13 protein-coding genes and 1 pseudogene are annotated in these 16,440 nt (G+C 55.8%); 11 read left to right on the forward strand and 3 right to left on the reverse strand.

Going from position 1 to position 16,440, the window contains the following annotated elements; genetic code table 11:
- Positions 1-144 precede the first annotated feature (144 nt).
- Positions 145-1,401, forward strand: a complete 1,257-nt coding sequence (locus tag ACLEJW_RS20040) for an integrase domain-containing protein (RefSeq protein ID WP_440778129.1) — start codon at positions 145-147, stop codon at positions 1,399-1,401.
- A 59-nt stretch (positions 1,402-1,460) separates the two neighbouring features.
- On the opposite strand, the gene ACLEJW_RS20045 is transcribed toward ACLEJW_RS20040, so the two are convergent.
- From ACLEJW_RS20045 to ACLEJW_RS20055, 3 genes are read right to left on the reverse strand one after another with little or no spacing between them, the layout of a single operon-like run.
- Positions 1,461-3,251 carry an Hsp70 family protein gene (locus ACLEJW_RS20045; protein ID WP_440778105.1) on the reverse strand — a complete coding sequence of 597 codons (1,791 nt, stop codon included), beginning with the start codon at positions 3,249-3,251 and terminating at the stop codon, positions 1,461-1,463.
- Entirely contained in the window at positions 3,236-4,444 is a 1,209-nt protein-coding gene (locus ACLEJW_RS20050) for a hypothetical protein (protein WP_440778106.1), read from the reverse strand. The genes ACLEJW_RS20045 and ACLEJW_RS20050 overlap by 16 nt, the downstream gene beginning before the upstream one ends.
- Positions 4,445-4,448: 4 nt before the next feature.
- On the reverse strand, positions 4,449-5,516 hold the full coding sequence (locus tag ACLEJW_RS20055) for a hypothetical protein (RefSeq protein WP_440778107.1): 1,068 nt from the start codon (positions 5,514-5,516) through the stop codon (positions 4,449-4,451).
- A 256-nt stretch (positions 5,517-5,772) separates the two neighbouring features.
- Here ACLEJW_RS20055 and ACLEJW_RS20060 point away from each other — a divergent pair, with 256 nt between their 5' ends.
- From ACLEJW_RS20060 to ACLEJW_RS20105, 10 genes and pseudogenes are all read left to right on the forward strand, one after another.
- Complete coding sequence (locus ACLEJW_RS20060) at positions 5,773-6,102, forward strand: hypothetical protein (RefSeq protein WP_440778108.1); 330 nt, start codon at positions 5,773-5,775, stop codon at positions 6,100-6,102.
- Positions 6,103-6,192: 90 nt separating this feature from the next.
- On the forward strand, positions 6,193-7,161 hold the full coding sequence (locus tag ACLEJW_RS20065; RefSeq protein ID WP_440778109.1) for a DUF932 domain-containing protein: 969 nt from the start codon (positions 6,193-6,195) through the stop codon (positions 7,159-7,161).
- Between the two features lie 75 nt (positions 7,162-7,236).
- Positions 7,237-8,241 (forward strand): YqaJ viral recombinase family protein, encoded by a 1,005-nt coding sequence (locus tag ACLEJW_RS20070; RefSeq protein WP_440778110.1) that lies wholly within the window; start codon positions 7,237-7,239, stop codon positions 8,239-8,241.
- 87 nt (positions 8,242-8,328) lie between these two features.
- A pseudogene (locus tag ACLEJW_RS20075) lies at positions 8,329-9,243 on the forward strand (recombination directionality factor).
- Between the two features lie 7 nt (positions 9,244-9,250).
- The gene (locus ACLEJW_RS20080; RefSeq protein WP_440778111.1) at positions 9,251-9,745 is read left to right on the forward strand and encodes a JAB domain-containing protein; all 495 of its coding nucleotides are present in this window, start codon (positions 9,251-9,253) and stop codon (positions 9,743-9,745) included.
- Positions 9,746-9,758: 13 nt separating this feature from the next.
- Positions 9,759-9,968 carry a hypothetical protein gene (locus ACLEJW_RS20085; protein WP_440778112.1) on the forward strand — a complete coding sequence of 70 codons (210 nt, stop codon included), beginning with the start codon at positions 9,759-9,761 and terminating at the stop codon, positions 9,966-9,968.
- Between the two features lie 102 nt (positions 9,969-10,070).
- Positions 10,071-10,304, forward strand: a complete 234-nt coding sequence (locus ACLEJW_RS20090) for a hypothetical protein (RefSeq protein ID WP_440778113.1) — start codon at positions 10,071-10,073, stop codon at positions 10,302-10,304.
- 1,048 nt (positions 10,305-11,352) lie between these two features.
- Complete coding sequence (locus tag ACLEJW_RS20095) at positions 11,353-12,276, forward strand: DUF4007 family protein (RefSeq protein WP_440778114.1); 924 nt, start codon at positions 11,353-11,355, stop codon at positions 12,274-12,276.
- Positions 12,236-15,598: an ATP-binding protein gene (locus ACLEJW_RS20100; protein ID WP_440778115.1), complete on the forward strand. Its 3,363-nt coding sequence runs from the start codon at positions 12,236-12,238 to the stop codon at positions 15,596-15,598. Before ACLEJW_RS20095 ends, ACLEJW_RS20100 begins: the two co-directional genes overlap by 41 nt.
- Complete coding sequence (locus ACLEJW_RS20105; RefSeq protein WP_440778116.1) at positions 15,591-16,433, forward strand: phosphoadenosine phosphosulfate reductase domain-containing protein; 843 nt, start codon at positions 15,591-15,593, stop codon at positions 16,431-16,433. The genes ACLEJW_RS20100 and ACLEJW_RS20105 overlap by 8 nt, the downstream gene beginning before the upstream one ends.
- Positions 16,434-16,440 lie beyond the last annotated feature (7 nt).

Raw genomic sequence — 16,440 nt, forward strand, 5'->3', positions numbered from 1 at the left:
CCTGAAAGACAGTGAATACGCGGCTTTCAAGGCGATTGGTGTCCACGGACGTCCATGAGCAGCTACACCTTTTGGCATTCCAAATGGCATTCCAAGCCCGTAGGTGCTAATTTTTGGAATGCCAAAATCAAGTCTGGAATGCCAATGTGCGCACAAGCTACCCGCCTCTCTGAACTCAAAGTCAAATCTGCCAAGCCTGCTGAAAAGGACTACGTCCTATTTGATGGCGGAGGACTCCAGATGCGAGTGAGAAGCAATGGCTCTAAGCTGTGGAACTTCAACTATCGACACCCTGTGACGAAAAAGCGGATCAACATGGGACTGGGAACCTTCCCCGAAGTCTCGCTAGCGCAAGCACGCAAGGGTTCCGTTGAAGCGAGGGAAGCACTTGCCCACGGCATCGACCCTAAAGAGAAACGGGATGCTGTGCTGCAAGCTAAGCAAGCTGCCACTGAGCACACATTCCAGAATGTGGCGACGTCCTGGTATGAACTGAAGAAGGATGCTGTGACGCCGGCCTACGCTGAGGACATCTGGCGCTCGCTAACATTGCATGTATTCCCGGACTTGGGCTCCACACCGATCCCAGCCATCAGCGCACCGCAAGTCATCAATCTACTCCGGCCACTCGAAACCAAGGGCAGCCTTGAAACCGTGAAGCGGTTGACCCAGCGGCTCAACGAGATCATGACCTATGGGGTCAACTCGGGACTGATTCATGCAAACCCGCTCAGCGGTATCCGCTCCGTCTTCAAGAAGCCGAAAAAGAAAAACATGGCAGCACTCCCACCCGATGAGCTGAAAGAGCTAATGGTGGCAATCGCCAATGCCAGCATAAAAAGAACAACCCGCTGCCTGATCGAGTGGCAGCTCCACACCATGACTCGACCAGTCGAGGCAGCGACCACCCGCTGGGCAGATATCGACATCGAGAAGAAGATCTGGACGATTCCTGCGGAGCGCATGAAAAAGCGCCGCGCGCATATTGTCCCGCTCACAGAGCAGGCTCTTGCACTCCTAGAAGCGATCAAGCCCTACAGTGGACATCGGGAATTTGTGTTTCCAGCAGATCGAAACCCACGTACCCACTGCAACAGCCAGACCGCCAACATGGCGCTGAAACGAATGGGCTTCGAGGGGCGTCTGGTCAGCCACGGCATGCGGTCGATGGCCAGCACCATCCTCAACGAACACGGCTGGGATCCCGAATTGATCGAGGTAGCACTTGCCCACGTCGATAAAGACGAGGTTCGCAGCGCCTACAACCGGGCAGACTACATAGAGCGCAGACGCCCCATGATGACCTGGTGGAGTGAGCACATTCAGGGGGCAGCTACCGGTAACCTTTCGATGTCAGCCATCAAGGAAAATCGGGACAGAAAAGTCGTCCCGATACGCTAATCAAAGAGCTTCCGGTTATGTGGAGCTGCTCATAGGACGCCTACAAAATCACAGACTATTCACTTCGTAAGATCGCCGCCACAGCACTTTTCGGACCACTGAGCGCCGCAGTTGGAGCATGGCTGATATCTGACGCATTCATCCCCCTGTAGGGCTGTGAGTTGTTTGCGAAGGTAGATGTGCCGGTCGTTATAGGTCTTTAGTAACTCACCAGGTACGGCAGCCCAATGCTCGCAGTCATTGGTCACGTTGGCCTGAACCACGAGCTGCTTTGGGCCTTTGGAATCAATGCGCTGGATTACTCTATTTTTTTTTTGCTCCACATTGGCGGGCTGCTCATTGACTACAAGCGAGAACTCAAGATCGTAGAACTGAATCCCGACCGCTTCTTTCCGATCACTGGCAATCGCTCGCGTATGCAAGATCAGGTTGTCGTCGACAGTCACAGTCAGTTCAATACGCTCACCCAGCGGAGGGAACGCCGGATTCACTTCCACTACTAGGCTACCAAAGGTGGTTCTGGGATCTGCAGCAGCAGACTTCTGAACCATTTGAGGGCGTTTGAAGGTGAAGATGGCCTTGCCATCACGCGGATCAGAACAGTACATCGACTGCTTCTTCTGGATGGACTCACCGCGCAGAGGCAAGCGTGTTCCTTCATGGATGATGGTCAATAAAGAGTTTCTTGCCTCGATCAGTTCGAAGGGCTTTGCCAACGCCAATTGCAGGTTGTCATGGGCGATCCAAGCTGCACCTTCTGAGATGATGCGGTCACCTTTATCGGAAATGTGCAGGGCAGAAATACCAAATATCTCTGTCAGCTTGCTCTTTATGAGCGGCATGTTGACCATGCCGCCAGTCGCAAGGCAGAGCGCCAAGGTTTGTGGATCGACATCTGCGTTGTCTGGCGCAAGCAGAGCATTGATCTCATTGATACCCTGATTGATTAGTCTGGTGCAGACTTTCTCAAGCTCACTACGCGTCAGCCATATATCAATTTCGGTTTCTTCGGCGTTATCGCCCTGATAGTAATCCGGCAGAAAAATATGAGTTTTCTCACGTGAGGACAGAGTGATCTTGGCTCGCTCACATTGAGTCAACAGCTTGGCACGCATGCCAGGATTGACTGACAGCTTACTCTCGGCAGTCCAACCAGATTTAGCCGCATGCTGATCGGTGACATAGGTAAGGATCGTATTATCAAGATAGTCACCGCCAACCAAGTTGTTGCCCCGATTAAGGATTTGTACCAAAGCACCATTGACCACTTTACACAGTGTGAGATCCAGTGTTCCGCCACCCCAGTCAAATACCAAGATCATCCTGCCCTCATGGAACGACAGGGCGTCGTGAGTGTTATCTAGATCCTTGAAATAACCGTACAGCGCCGCTAGCGGCTCATGTACAAAGGTCTCAACATGTACGCCCGCCTGAAGCAAGGCCTCGCGCAAGTCCTGACGGCCCTGGCCATCCAAGGCAACCGGGATGGTCACGACTGCACGGGTAAAGTCGGCCACCTGCTCTTCGTCCGATGCACGGGCATGCTCAATCAGATGACTGATGTAGTCAGCAATTACCCCAACAGGCGTCATCACCCGTCCATCGATGTTCACGTGCTCCTTGCCCAGCAGTTTTTTCGGGCCGCGGACTGTATTGCCCAGAACCCCTATACCCAACTGATCTAGCTTATCGCGGGCTCGCCGACCACAAATTACCTGCTCGCCCTCATAGCGCACCACTGAGGGGTGCGGGCGGCCCGTATCATCAAACGAAGAGATCTTTCTTTCGCGGGTAACGACAGAAATCAGACTGTTGGTAGTGCCAAAGTCGATGCCTATTCTTTGAACCATTTGATATCCCTTTCGATGCTTTCCACAGCCAGTTCAATGTGATGCGCGGCGACTTCCGTTTTCGGTTTTTCCCGCTGCAAGGCTGAGAGTGAGAGCTTGAGAGGTTCAAGCACGTTCTCAATCAACAGATTGAAAGCCTTTGCTTTGACCTGCCCAGTGTTGTCACGCAGATGGGTGCGCTTGGCCCGCTCGTCCAACTGCTGCTCTTCAAACGTGTGCTGTAGCCGGGAAATTTCAGCTTCCAGCTCAGCAATCAGCTGCGCTTGCTCTGCAGTTCTTCGCTTGTGTTCAGTTAGCTGGGCCTTGAGGCGCGCAGCTTCATGCTCGCTATGCTCAAGTGCAGACTGCAAGCGCTTGCCATGCGTTTCCTGCTCTTTGGCCCGTTGCTTGAAGTAGTCGAGAGTATCGGCCAGCAAGCTCTCGTGCTGGACATACTGCTCGGCCAGATAAAGAGCCACGTCACGGTTGCTCGGAGTGCGTGATTGACGCTCCTCAAGCAGCTCTGCAAAAAACTCAATCGCCTGAGATGGATTGCTCTTTCCTTTGGCAAGCAGCCAAAGGCCACCGATCAGCAGCAGATTGTCGAGCTGACGAACTAGTTCGGCTGGAGTCAAGAGCTCCGAACCAGCAAGGGCTTTTACGCTGCCTGTTGCCGCCGGAGGTGTAACAGGCGGGCTGCTCCGCACATATTCGATCCGCTTCTGGTAAAGCGCTGCGAGGGAATTGCGCAGGAATCGCAGCGGGGTGGAGTCAAGCCCCTTGTCACCGTCCAAAATGTTCAGAAACAGGTCATGCGACTCGCGGTGTCGGTTTATCCACAGAGCACTGGCAAGGCGAACACAAAAGGTCAGCAATGCATAACGCAGTGCGTCCTCACGGCACCTGCTGGCAGCAACCGCCAGTTGCGTCAGCGCACTGAGTTGTGGGTCAGTTTTGCTCGCATCTTCAGCCACTTTATCCGCCAGCTGAGCATCAAAGCCACCAGTGGCTTGGCAGCTAACGATGATCTTGAAGTCGGTCTTGCTCAGGGTAGCAGGCTTGATGCTCTGGTCTTTATCCAGACTAACTTCGAAAATCTGCGAAATGATCTCCGTAATCGGTTTGCCTTGTGGGGCTGGCTTTCGTTTTCGAACAGGCTTGCCCTCAGCAGCCTGCTGTTGTGGTAATGCAGTATCTAGCTCATGCCCGGTCATGGGGTCATGTCTCTCCAATGAGGGTGTTGAAAACGTCATCGTGCCGGAGCTTCTTGCGATATTTTTCGATTGCGCCCATATCCTCGACCGCCACCGCCTTACGGAAACACAGATAGTTGAGTTTGCTGGTGTCCTGCAATGACCGGTACTTGACTGGCAGCCAGGTCAGCCTTTCCTCGATATCTGCCAGCTTCGAGTCGGAAAAAACTGGAATCAGATTCGCAAGAATGAACTCAGAAGCCTGATCGACGGGCAGCTGTGCATCTGGCGATGCGAATGTACTGCTGGCCAAGTCGTCGCCGTAGAAAAAGGCAATCGCCCTGTCTAGGTCTGGCAGACCTGAAGCGCAATGCATCAAACCAAAATCGTTTCTGTTGAACCGGATCACGGCGCGCAAAGCTGCTGCAAGCGGCGTAGTGTAATCATTCAAAGAAGCCAGTGCCTGATTGAAGCGTTTGTCGAAACTTTCAAACGCAGTGATATCAGATTGGTGGTCTTTGGCTTTCAATCCGTGCAGGTAGCGCACCAGCCCATCTATGTAGCGGCTGACACTGTTGCAGTGTTTTACGGAGGCAGTGAATGCCTCCAACAACGGATCAGCAATGCTGCCGGAGGAAAAGTGCATCCTGAAGGCTTGGTCAACCTCAGCCAGTTGCTGAGGATCAGCAATGCACACCTCAATCTTAAGGCATTTTTCGAGCGCCTCATTGGAATAGGTGACCCTGAAAAAGCCCTTGCTGACGGACTGCAAAGCCTGCGTCAACTCGGCGACAGAGCCAAGTGGCTGACCATTGAGCTCAAGCCTGCTGACATTGCGTGCACCAATATCGCCAAGCTGAATCGGCGTGTTGATCAGTAGATGCGTACCTCCAAGCTCACGGTCGCGATAGAACATGGTGGGATTGAGTAGAGGATGCTCAAGCTCGTGCTGTTCGCGTGCTGCAATCGAGTCGAAAACCTGGTGGCAATAACGACATCCATAGTGAGACGGCAAGGCCGAGGTGCCTGGCTCACTACCTCTCTCCCAGAAGCGGTCCAGACCTGTTTCTTGAATCCATCCCAGGGTTGGCATTTTGCTTCCTTAATACCCGAGTGCATGGTCAATGCTCAGAGTATGCAAAATGCCATCTTTCTGTCCATGACCGCTACTTGGTGAGCCAGCCTTACAAACATAGCTAGGATCTGTTGGCCAATACCTCCCTAGCTCCACAGCTCTAGCCAAGTGCCTCCTTTGGGTTGTGAGTTCACCGTTTAAAACAGCAGTTCGATTCAAAGAAATCTTAGCCACACATTACTGCACTGATATCAGCCCCAAGGAGGTTAGTCCTATGTCATTGCAGTGCCCTCGCTGTCACTCCCCCAAAGTCGCTTCTTTCCATCACGCCATGAAAGTCGGCGCGGCCATCGGCACCGTGGGCGGTGTTGCGCGCGGCGTCAGCGCTGCCCTCGCCGGTGGTCAGGCAGGCGCAGCCATTGGTGCTATCGCCGGGCCAGTTGGCATCACCCTCGGTTCCGTATCGGGTGCCATGCTCGGCGGCCTGGCCGGCGGTGCCGGTGGCTGCGCGCTCGGCGCTCAGCTCGGTGAATCACTCGACCGCCACGTCCTGGCCCACAACCTCTGCCTGCTCTGCGGTCATCGCTTCAACCTGCCGACCTGATTGGCCCTCTCTCCTTCCATTTATTCGTCCGGTCAGTGCTGCGCCTCGCGCAGCGCTTTGTGCCGGCCTGCACTAAAAGGAATCACTCACATGGCACATCTCATCGAAACCATGGCCTACGCTGGCGCTACCCCGTGGCATGGCCTGGGCAATCAGCTCACTCAGAAGCAACCTATCGAAGTCTGGCAACGCGAAGCTGGTATGGACTGGCAGATTCAGGAAAGCCCCGTGCATTTCAAATCGGATGCCGTCGGCCACTTGGGTGCGATCCACTCCTTCCCCGAGCAAAAGGTGCTCTACCGCTCCGACAGCAAAGCGCCGCTGTCGGTGGTATCTCAGCGCTACCACACGGTGCAGCCCCGAGAGGTACTCGAATTTTATCGTGACCTCACAGAGGTCTCCGGCTACGAATTGGAAACGGCCGGCGTACTCAAGGGCGGGCGCAAGTTCTGGGCGCTGGCGCGTACCGGGCAAGTCGCGGCGCTCAAGGGCAACGACCAAGTGAATGGCTATCTGCTGCTGGCGACCTCCTGCGACGGCACCCTGGCCACCACCGCCACGCCAACTACCGTGCGGGTGGTCTGCAACAACACCCTGACCATCGCCCTGGACGGCACCAGCCGAGCGATCAAGGTGCCGCACAACACCCGCTTCGACCCCAAGGCGGTAAAGAAGCAACTCGGTATCGCCGTCTCGCAATGGGACGACTTCATGTACCGCATGCGCGCGCTGGCCGAGCGCAAAGTGCAGTGGCATGAGGCGCTGGGCTTCTTTATGACCGTGCTGTGCGAGACCAGCCCGACCGGTGCTCTGCCGGAGCAACTGCCCAACGAGCGTGCCCTGCGCAAGGTCCAGGAACTGTACGAAGGCCATGGTCGCGGTAGCCAGCTGGATTCGGCACGCGGCACCGCCTGGGGCTTGCTCAATGCCGTGACCGAGTTTGTCGACCACGAACGCCGCGCGCGTAGCAACGAGTACCGCATGGACTCGGCCTGGTTCGGCCAGGGCGCGCAGATCAAGCAACGCGCCTTGGATGCCGCGCTGCAGCTCGCCGCTTAACTCTCACTTACCTCTTCCCTCGCGCCCGGTCAGCCTTGTGCTGCTCGGGCGTTTTTATGTCTGCAGGTGAATAACATGAAAACAACGCCATTGGACTGCAGCACCCGCAAGAAACGCCCTGCCCTGCGCCTGGTCAACACCAAGGAGCTGCCGCGCGAGGACTGGCTGCAGATCCGCAAGCAAGGTATCGGCAGTTCGGATGCCGCCGCCGCCGTGGGGCTGAATCCCTACAAGTCGCAGCTAGAACTGTGGCTGGAGAAAACCGGTCGCGATGCTGGGCTACCGAAGGTTGATCCTCACGATGAGGAAAACCCGATGTACTGGGGCAATGTCCTGGAGCCCATCGTGGCTTGGCACTACAGAAAACGCACCAAGCACAGGGTCCGCCGCATCAACGCCGTGCTGCAGCATCCGGATCCGGAGCTGCCCTGGATGCTCGCGAATATCGACCGCGAGGTGATCGGTGCCGACGATGTGCAGATCCTCGAATGTAAGACCGCCGGCATAAACGGGGCACGCCTCTGGAAAGAGGGCGTGCCCGAGTATGTTCAGCTTCAAGTTATGCACCAGCTCGCCGTCACCGGCAAGCAGGCGGCAGATGTCGCGGTGCTGCTCGGCGGCCAGACGCTGGAGGTCCATCGAATAGAGAAGGACGAACATCTCATCGCGCGCCTGATCGAACTGGAGCGCACGTTCTGGCAGTACGTGGAGACCGATACGCCACCGCCAGCCGATGGTACCGCCTCTGCTGAATCCGCCCTGCGCTGCCTTTATCCGGAGGACAACGGCCAGGTCGTCGACTTCAGCAGTCATGCTGGGCTGACAGCGACCTACATCGAGTTCAAGGCCGTCCGCCAGTCGATTGCCGACAAGGAAAAGCGCGAGGCCGAGCTCAAGCAGATGCTGCAGCAGGCCATGGGCGATGCCAGCCGGGCGGAGTTCACCAGCGGCTACGTCAGTTGGCGCAAAGCCAAGGACAGTGTTGGCCTCGATGTCGCTCAGTTGCTCCAGGACAAGCCCTACCTGCAGGCTAGGTACCCACTGCTGAAGCCCGGTGCGCGGCGCTTCTTGGTCGGCTGATTTTCACTTCCCTCACTCCCTTCCCCCTTAGCCAGTCCATGCAGTTCGCGCTGCGTGGCTGGCCTTTTCATTTCTAGGAGAACCACCATGCTGAAAGGCTTAGCCCTGACGCCCCCAGTGCTCGGGCGGATTTCCATCGGCAAGGTCATCGAGAAGAACGGCAAGCGCCTGCCGGAGAAGGATGACCAGTTCACCATCACCTCCCAGGTACAAGGCAAGGACGGCTGGCTGCTGCACCCGCTCAACGACGGGCTGCGTCAGGGTAAGGACGACAAGCTGCGCAGCATCCCGATGCGCCTTCTGTTCAACGAGCCGGAGCTGAACTTTCGTGCCGACTACACCCTGTTTGATCGGCAGTCCGGACGACCGCTGTGCGTGGGCAACGGTGAGACCTGCAAGCGCATCACCCAAGACGGTATGCAGTCGCTGCTCTGCCCTTCGCCGGATGCCTGCCCATTGGCCAAGGGTAATGCCTGCAGGCCCTACGGACGGCTGAACGTGGTCATTGGCGATGAGGATCCGCTCGGTAGCTTTGTGTTTCGCACCACCGGCTTCAACAGCATCCGCACCCTCGCCGCCCGGCTGCATTACTTCCAGGCCATCTCTGGCAACCGTCTGGCGTGCCTGCCGCTGGAACTGCGCCTGCGTGGCAAGTCCACTCGCCAGAGCCACGGCACGCCGATCTTCTACGTCGACCTGACAGTACGTGGCGGTATGGACATGGCCGAGGCGCTACAGGCCGCCAATGAGCTCGATGCGCAGCGGCAAGCAACAGGCTTCGATCAAGCCGCTCTGGATGAGGCGGCGCAGCGTGGCTTCGCCAATGGTGCGTTCGAGGACAGCGCGGAAGACGCCGGCACCATCGTCGAGGAGTTCTACCCCGTCGAAGAAAGCCAATCCCCTATCGCCAACACTCCCCAGCGATCCGTGAAAAACAGCCTGGCCTAGAAGCTGGAGGCGCAAGCCCAGCGCAATACCCCACCGACTGATCACCACCAATGAGCCGACCATGCGCCTGCACAAACTGAAAGCCAGTGACTCGACCGGCACCTACCTGGTGGAGTCGCCGGTCACCGAAACCGACATCCTGCTGATGGCCCGGCAGTTGGCGAACCTGCGTCTGCGTCGGGGACCAGCACTGACCTCACCGAAGGCGGTGTTCAACCCCCTGCAGGCGCTGCTGAGCGATTACGAGCATGAAGTCTTTGCCCTTCTCCACCTTGATAGCCGCCATCGAGTCATTGCCTTCCAGGAAATGTTCCGAGGCACGCTCGACGGTGCCAGCGTCTATCCACTCGAGGTCGTCAAGGCAGCTTTGGAGCACAACTCTGCCGCCATGGTCCTGGTGCACACCCCCTCCGGGGACTCCGAACCCAGCCAGGCGGACCACAACCTAACCCACAAGCTAAAGGAGGCACTGAACTTGATTGGGGTGCGGACGCTGGACCACATCATCGTCGGTCGCGAAGGCTGCCTATCGCTGGCAGAACCGGGTCACCTGTGAGGAGAAAACGAAGATGACGCTACTACGGATCTTGGCTGCCGCGTTTATGTTCGTTGGCATTCTCGCCGGCTGTCTGGCGCTCCTGCTGTTGGTGATTCTGCTGGCGCGCTTTCCTCCACTGCTGATCGCCGTGGTACTGGCGTGCTGGATCCTCTGGCGACTGCTGAAACCGTTCCGGACGTCAGAGGCAGCACCGACAAAGCCGCCCACCTCCTTGCAGTGACCGTCCCCCGTAAGCAACCAGGTAAACCCTGGTTGCTCAAACCCTCCCCAGGGAGCATGAAGATGAACAGACAATGTGCCCTAGCAGGGAGCACCGAACAGCATGAACGTCATTACTGGACAGAACGAAGCGCGGATCGACAGCCTCGTGCGCAGCCGGGCGTCCTTCGAGATCATAGGCCTCGGGGCCAACTTCATGCCCGGTATCAAGCTGGTTGAAACCAAAATTGAAAAGTTGGGGATGAAGTGCCGGGTCAAGAGCGACGTGAAAGCGCGATGGTGCAAGGCGAAACACTGGGCGCCGCATACAGCGTCATGTCTGCACCAGCAACGCTGACCGTGGCAACACTCGGTATCGCCTATTGACTTTGTACTAGATCGACAAGAGCAACGACGGCAAGCCCGTTGCTTATCGCTTGGACAGCGGGCCGGCCAAAGGACAAGATAGCCTCAGCTACGCCCGACCTGGCAATCTGCTGCAGGGCTTCTGCGAAACAGCAGCCCCCCTGAAAAACACGCTCAAAGATCTGTTCCGCGTGCTCTATATCGAAGGCTTTAAGCAGTATTCGGCCGATCCGAATGGAACTCACACCCAGGTAGCTAAGGGCGCTGTGGCTACCCAAGCGGAAAGGCCGGAGGTCACCTCCGCATGGTGTAACCCCCGCACTGACGATGACTGCCATATCAACAATCGGAAGGAACCAGCCACCGAGCAGGGTAAGTGGGCGGGGACTGCAGGACCATCCTTTGCTTCGATAGCAGGGATCAGCCCTAGGTTACCTGCTGCAGTAACGATTCGGAACTCCACTAGACTGATCCACACCACTAGACCACCGCGGCTATCTCACCCACTTGCATCGACAGCCGTACTACCAATAGAGAAAGCCCAGATCTCCCTCTTTTTTTTGTCCTCAAAGGGTGCAGGGGACAGCGTTCCACTGACAGGGCTGGTCAGATGCGGACTTCGGTGAATGTGACCGAGCCTTACGCTAATAGCGTGACAGGTGCCTACACTCCGATTGCTAGGGTTCTGGATCATCACATCGATCAAGGTGTGGTTTGCACATCGGACTCCACCCATCTCACAACGACTTCTTCGCCTCGAAAAAGAGACCGATGGCAGTGAAAGCCATAAGCAGCTGCCTGCCTGAAAAAGTGTCCGGATGACCGTTAAATCTGTGCCCGGATGTGCAAGGTAGGGGTCCAAATCGATGTGAAATTCGTAGCGGGCCAATCGAAACGGGTTCTCTCAGACGATCTGCACCAACAGAGGATACGTGCCTACGCTATCGCCGCAGGGCGCTCATAGCTGTATATTGATACAGTTCCATCAACCATGAACGTGCAACTGGAGCTATTCACCAGTTCAGGGTAAGCTGCGAACCATGAAAAATACCTCCTCAAAAATCAGTCGGGTCGCATCTGTTCACTTCTCAGGCCATGAGACGTTTCCACTGCGTCAAATGTGGCTCAAAAAAGCTTTCGACCAAGCGACCGGCGACGGACTGATCCCAAAGACAACCTTTACTACCGAAAGCTCTATCGCTGCTTTCGGAGTAGGTAAGAACATGGTTTCGTCCATTCGACATTGGGCCTTGGCATCCGGCGTCATGGATGACGAAGGAGACACTTTCCGTATATCAAGCCTCGCCATGGAGGTCCTGCAAGATGGAGGTCTTGATCCCTACGCAGAGGATCCTGCTACAGCATGGCTTGTTCATTGGCAGCTAGCCGGGCGGCGTCACCGTTCAACCACATGGTATTGGCTATTCAACCATGTGACCGCGCCAACCTTCACACGCCAAGAGCTCGAGGAGCCTTTGGCTGAATACGCTCGCAGCCTCGACCCTAAACATCGGCTCTCGAATGCCACTATCTCGCGAGATTTGGAGACCTGCTTGCGCAGCTATGCCCCCAAAGCCGCAGCCGGTTCGCCCGAAGACTTTGCCGAACCCTTACTCGGTGAATTAGGCCTACTCCAAGAGGTCCACAAAGGCCAATATGCTTTCCGCCGAGGCCCTAAGGCGTCTCTCCATGACGGTATTTTCGCCTACGCGCTCATCGACTTCTGGAATAGAACCGCAGGCAGCCAAAGCTCGTTAGCCTTCGAAACTATTGCCTATGCAGAAGGGTCTCCCGGCCGCGTCTTCAAGCTAGACGAAGAATCAATCGCTCAAAGACTAATCTCGTTGGCCGACCTTACCGGAGGCAAGCTTGCTTGGACCGACTCCGCAGGCCTACGCCAAGTACACAGAAAAGCTCTATCCAATGAAGATCAAAAAGAAATGGTCAGGCGCGCATATGACTGAGAGAAAAGAGTCGACACTCTCGGATATTGTTCAGATTTCACGCCAATACCAACGATCAATCCGGATTGACGCTGACATTGGCCGCTCCGACGCATTGGACGGGTATATCGTCCATGCGACTGCATCATCCGTCATAGCTGGAATGTGCAGACAGCTTGCGAACACAAATCAGCGCAGCTTTACATGGACCGGGCCCTTCGGTGGCGGAAAGTCCTCTCTAGCTGTCGCCCTGGCGAGCGCACTCCATCCTGACGAGAGCCTGCGAACGAAAGCTCGCACCGCCCTTAAACTAGACTCGAAACCAGATTTCGACCAAGCCTTTCCTGTCCAAGAGGGGTGGCTAGTCATTCCTTTGGTTGGCCGGCGCGGTAGTGTTGTAAAAGAACTGGACGCAGCTATCAAAAAAAGCCGGGGCATGAGCGTTGACGGCCGAAGTAAGGCCACCCCCCAAAACGTCATTGCCGATCTGATTAGCGAAGCCAAGAGCCGCCCAAACGATGGTGTCTTGGTCTTTATCGATGAAATGGGCAAGTTTCTCGAAGCATCGGCCTTAGGCTCTGGCGACGACGTCTACTTCTTCCAAGAGCTCGCCGAAGCATCTGCTCGCGCCGATGGCAGACTAGTTGTAATTGGCGTTCTGCACCAATCATTCGCGCAATACTCCAACCGACTGGGCATCGACACTCGAGACGACTGGGGCAAGGTTCAGGGGCGTTACTTAGACCTCCCCTTCGTCGCCGCAAGCGACGAGGTCGTTGAGCTTATCGGCAGCGCGATCGAAGCCAAGCACCGCCCCGAATGGGCAAAAAATGCTTCTGACGCAATAGCCGAAGCCATCCGATCTCGCCGCCCAGCTGTCGGGAAAGACTTTTCTACTGGCCTAGAACGTTGTTGGCCACTACACCCAGCCATGGCCGCATTGCTGGGACCTATTTCTAAGCGTCAATTCGGACAGAACGAGCGCAGCACCTTTGGATTCCTATCGTCGGTTGAACCCTACGGCTTCCGCGCTTACCTCCAGTCCACCCCCTTGGACCAGTCATCCTGGTATCGCCCTAGTGACTATTGGGACTACCTACGTGCAAATCTAGAGCCTGCAATTCTGGCCTCGCCTGATGGGCATCGCTGGTCCCAAGCGGTTGAGGCTGTAGAGCGTGCCGAGGCAAAGTCAGGTGATCCACTTCTTGTGGCGATAATCAAAAACATCGCCGTGATTGATCTATTCCGCAACGGTTCAGGCCTTTCTGCGGATCTGCCAGTTATCGCGGCCCTGTTCCACAATGTGCCTGGTGGGCAGATTGAGGATGCCCTGAAGAAACTTTCAGCACTCAAAGTAGCGTTATACAAGACCTACACCGGCTCTTGGTCAGTATTCGAGGGCAGTGACTTCGACATCGACGCGGCCATTGCTCAAGCACTGGCTGCATCCGCTGGAGTCGATTACGCCAAACTTTCCCAACTGATGGGAATACGCCCTGTAGTAGCCAAGCGACATTACCATGAAACGGGTGCAATGCGCTGGATGGAGCTATCACTGCAGAGTATTGAGCAGGCCGAAAAAATCGCCAAAACCTACACACCGCAACGGGGCGAGTTCGGTCAGTTCATACTTGCGCTCCCAGGACGTGATATGTCCGCACGCGAAGCTCGTAAGCGAGCCCAAGCATGCGCGTACGAGGAGCCTTGGCCAGTACTGGTAGGCATCCCATCTAACCATGCCCGCATCGCAGAACTGTCGACTGAATTAGTCGCCCTAGAGCAAGTAAAAGAGCGTCACGAACTCGGAGGTGACCCAGTAGCTCGCCGCGAAGTCTTTGCGCGCCTGGCCGCAACCAAATCCGATCTCGAAGAGCAGCTACAAGCAGCTGTTTCACTTTGCAAATGGCACGATGGAGGCGACACGATCATCGAGCCAGGCACCAAACTCTCGCCGATAGCCTCTGTGCTTGCTGACGAGCTCTATTGTGCCTGCCCAGCTGTGTGGAGCGAGTTAGTTAATCGCGATAGCCTCTCTAGCAACAGTGTCAAAGCCCGCCGCGATTTGCTGCACGCGATGATCAACGCCGAAGGCACCGAGCGGTTGAATATCGAAGGTTTTCCTGCAGAGCGCGGCCTGTTCGAAACATTGCTAGTAGCATCTGGCACCTACCGCAAAGAAAGTGAGATCTGGCAGTTCTGCCATCCACCTGAAGCTTTGCACCAGGGATTTTACGAGCTTTGGCAGGTCACGCAAAAGCTCTTCCTCGATGCCAGTACACGAGTGAGTGTGAGCTCGATCTACGACCGCTGGCGCCTACCTCCATTTGGCATGAAGCAGGGCATTTTGCCTGTGTTTCTTACTGCGTTCTTGCTTGCGCACAAAGCCAACATTGCCGTTTACAAAGACGGCATGTTTATCCCCCGACTGAGCGATGCGGATATTGACGAGTGTCTCCAAGACCCGACGCGATTCACACTCCGCTGGATCGCGATTGATGAAGACAAGGTCCAAATTCTAGAGGGCATTTCCACTCTCTTAGAGGAGGTCGGGGAAAAAGTCGGCTCTGCAGAACCTCTCGAAGCCGCCCGCGGACTCGTAGCATTGATTTTCAGCCTGCCAGAGTGGGCGCGGCGCACACAACGCTTAGGCGAAACAGCCAAAGCAATACGCGACATGCTGCTAAAAGCTAGCGATCCACATAAAGTTTTGTTCATCGATCTAGCGTCGCTTCTTGGTGCTGATGATGGTGAGACCTATGTGGAAGCACTGCGCGCTCCGCTGCAAGAAATCGCCGCGGCTTATCCAAAGATGCTCGCCGAGGTCGAAGCTAAGATGTTTCAAGCGCTCGATGCATCTCTCGACAACTTGGAGTCGCTCCGTGAAAGAGCGAAAGCTGTAGCGGGCGTTTCTGGCAATTTCAGACTCGATGCATTCTCGACACGACTTGCGTCTTACGATGGCAGCCGTCCAGCATTGGAGGGCATTCTGAGCCTGGCAGCCGAAAAACCACCCCGCGATTGGGTTGACCGGCACATCGACGCAGCGGTGCTTGAACTTGTTCAGTTCGCACGGCGCTTCCGCGAGGCAGAGGCTTTCGTCGCAGTCAAAAATCGTCCAGCACGGAGCGAAGCAATCGCAGTCGTCATTGGCGCAGGAGCGGAAACCACAACGATCTCTAAATCATTCTCGATTTCAGAGCGCCACCGTAAAACGGTCGAAGACAAGGCCGCTGAACTCGCCTTGATGTTGCAAAAGCAAGGGCTTGAAACCGACATCTTGCTGGCCATTCTTGCTAAAGCAGGAATGAGCCTAGCCAGCGAAAAGGAGCAGATGGATGGCTGAGCGACACGTACTAGGTTTGTCCGGAGGAAAGGATAGCGCGGCCTTAGCCGTTTGGATGCGAGACCACCACCCTGAGCTAGACATCGACTACTTCTTTACTGACACCGGTGAAGAGCTTCCCGAAGTCTATGAGTTCCTGGGGCGACTCGAGGGCTATTTGGGCAAACCCATCGAACGGCTCAATCCTCGCCGCGACTTCCGCTTTTGGCTGCGAGAATTCAACCATTTCCTCCCTAGCCCGCAGACTCGCTGGTGTACTCGTCAACTTAAATTGGCGCCGTTCGAGCAATGGGTCAAACCATGGCTGGCTGCAGGAGATAAAGTGTTCTCCTATGTGGCAATCCGAGCTGATGAGGAGTATCGCGAAGGGTATTCGGCTAAAGCCGAAAACATGATTGTGAAATTCCCCTTCCGCCAGGCTGGCATCGATAAAGCTGGAGTCGTCGACATACTCGAATCCTCTGGATTGGGCTATCCGAAGTACTACGAATGGCGCTCGCGCAGTGGCTGCACATTCTGCTTCTTCCAACAGAAGATTGAATGGGTTCGTCTAAAAGAGCGTCACCCCGAGGACTACGAAAAGGCTAAGGAGCTAGAAAAAGATGCACTAGAGCACGGTTCACCTTTTACCTGGTCTAAGGGAGAGTCGCTTTGGGATCTAGAAAAGCCCGCTCGGATTATTGAGATTAAGGCTGAATATGAGTCTCGCCGTGCTCGCCTTCGCAGAAACATCCCGGTAAATCCCCTGCGCCCAGTGAAAACCTGCCCCGAAGACATCGATGATGTCTACGGGGAGGACGAAGGTAATAGCTCGTGCCTCATCTGCCACAAGTAATTCATGG

This window comes from Pseudomonas sp. SMSB3, assembly GCF_052041965.1.
GTDB lineage: Bacteria > Pseudomonadota > Gammaproteobacteria > Pseudomonadales > Pseudomonadaceae > Aquipseudomonas.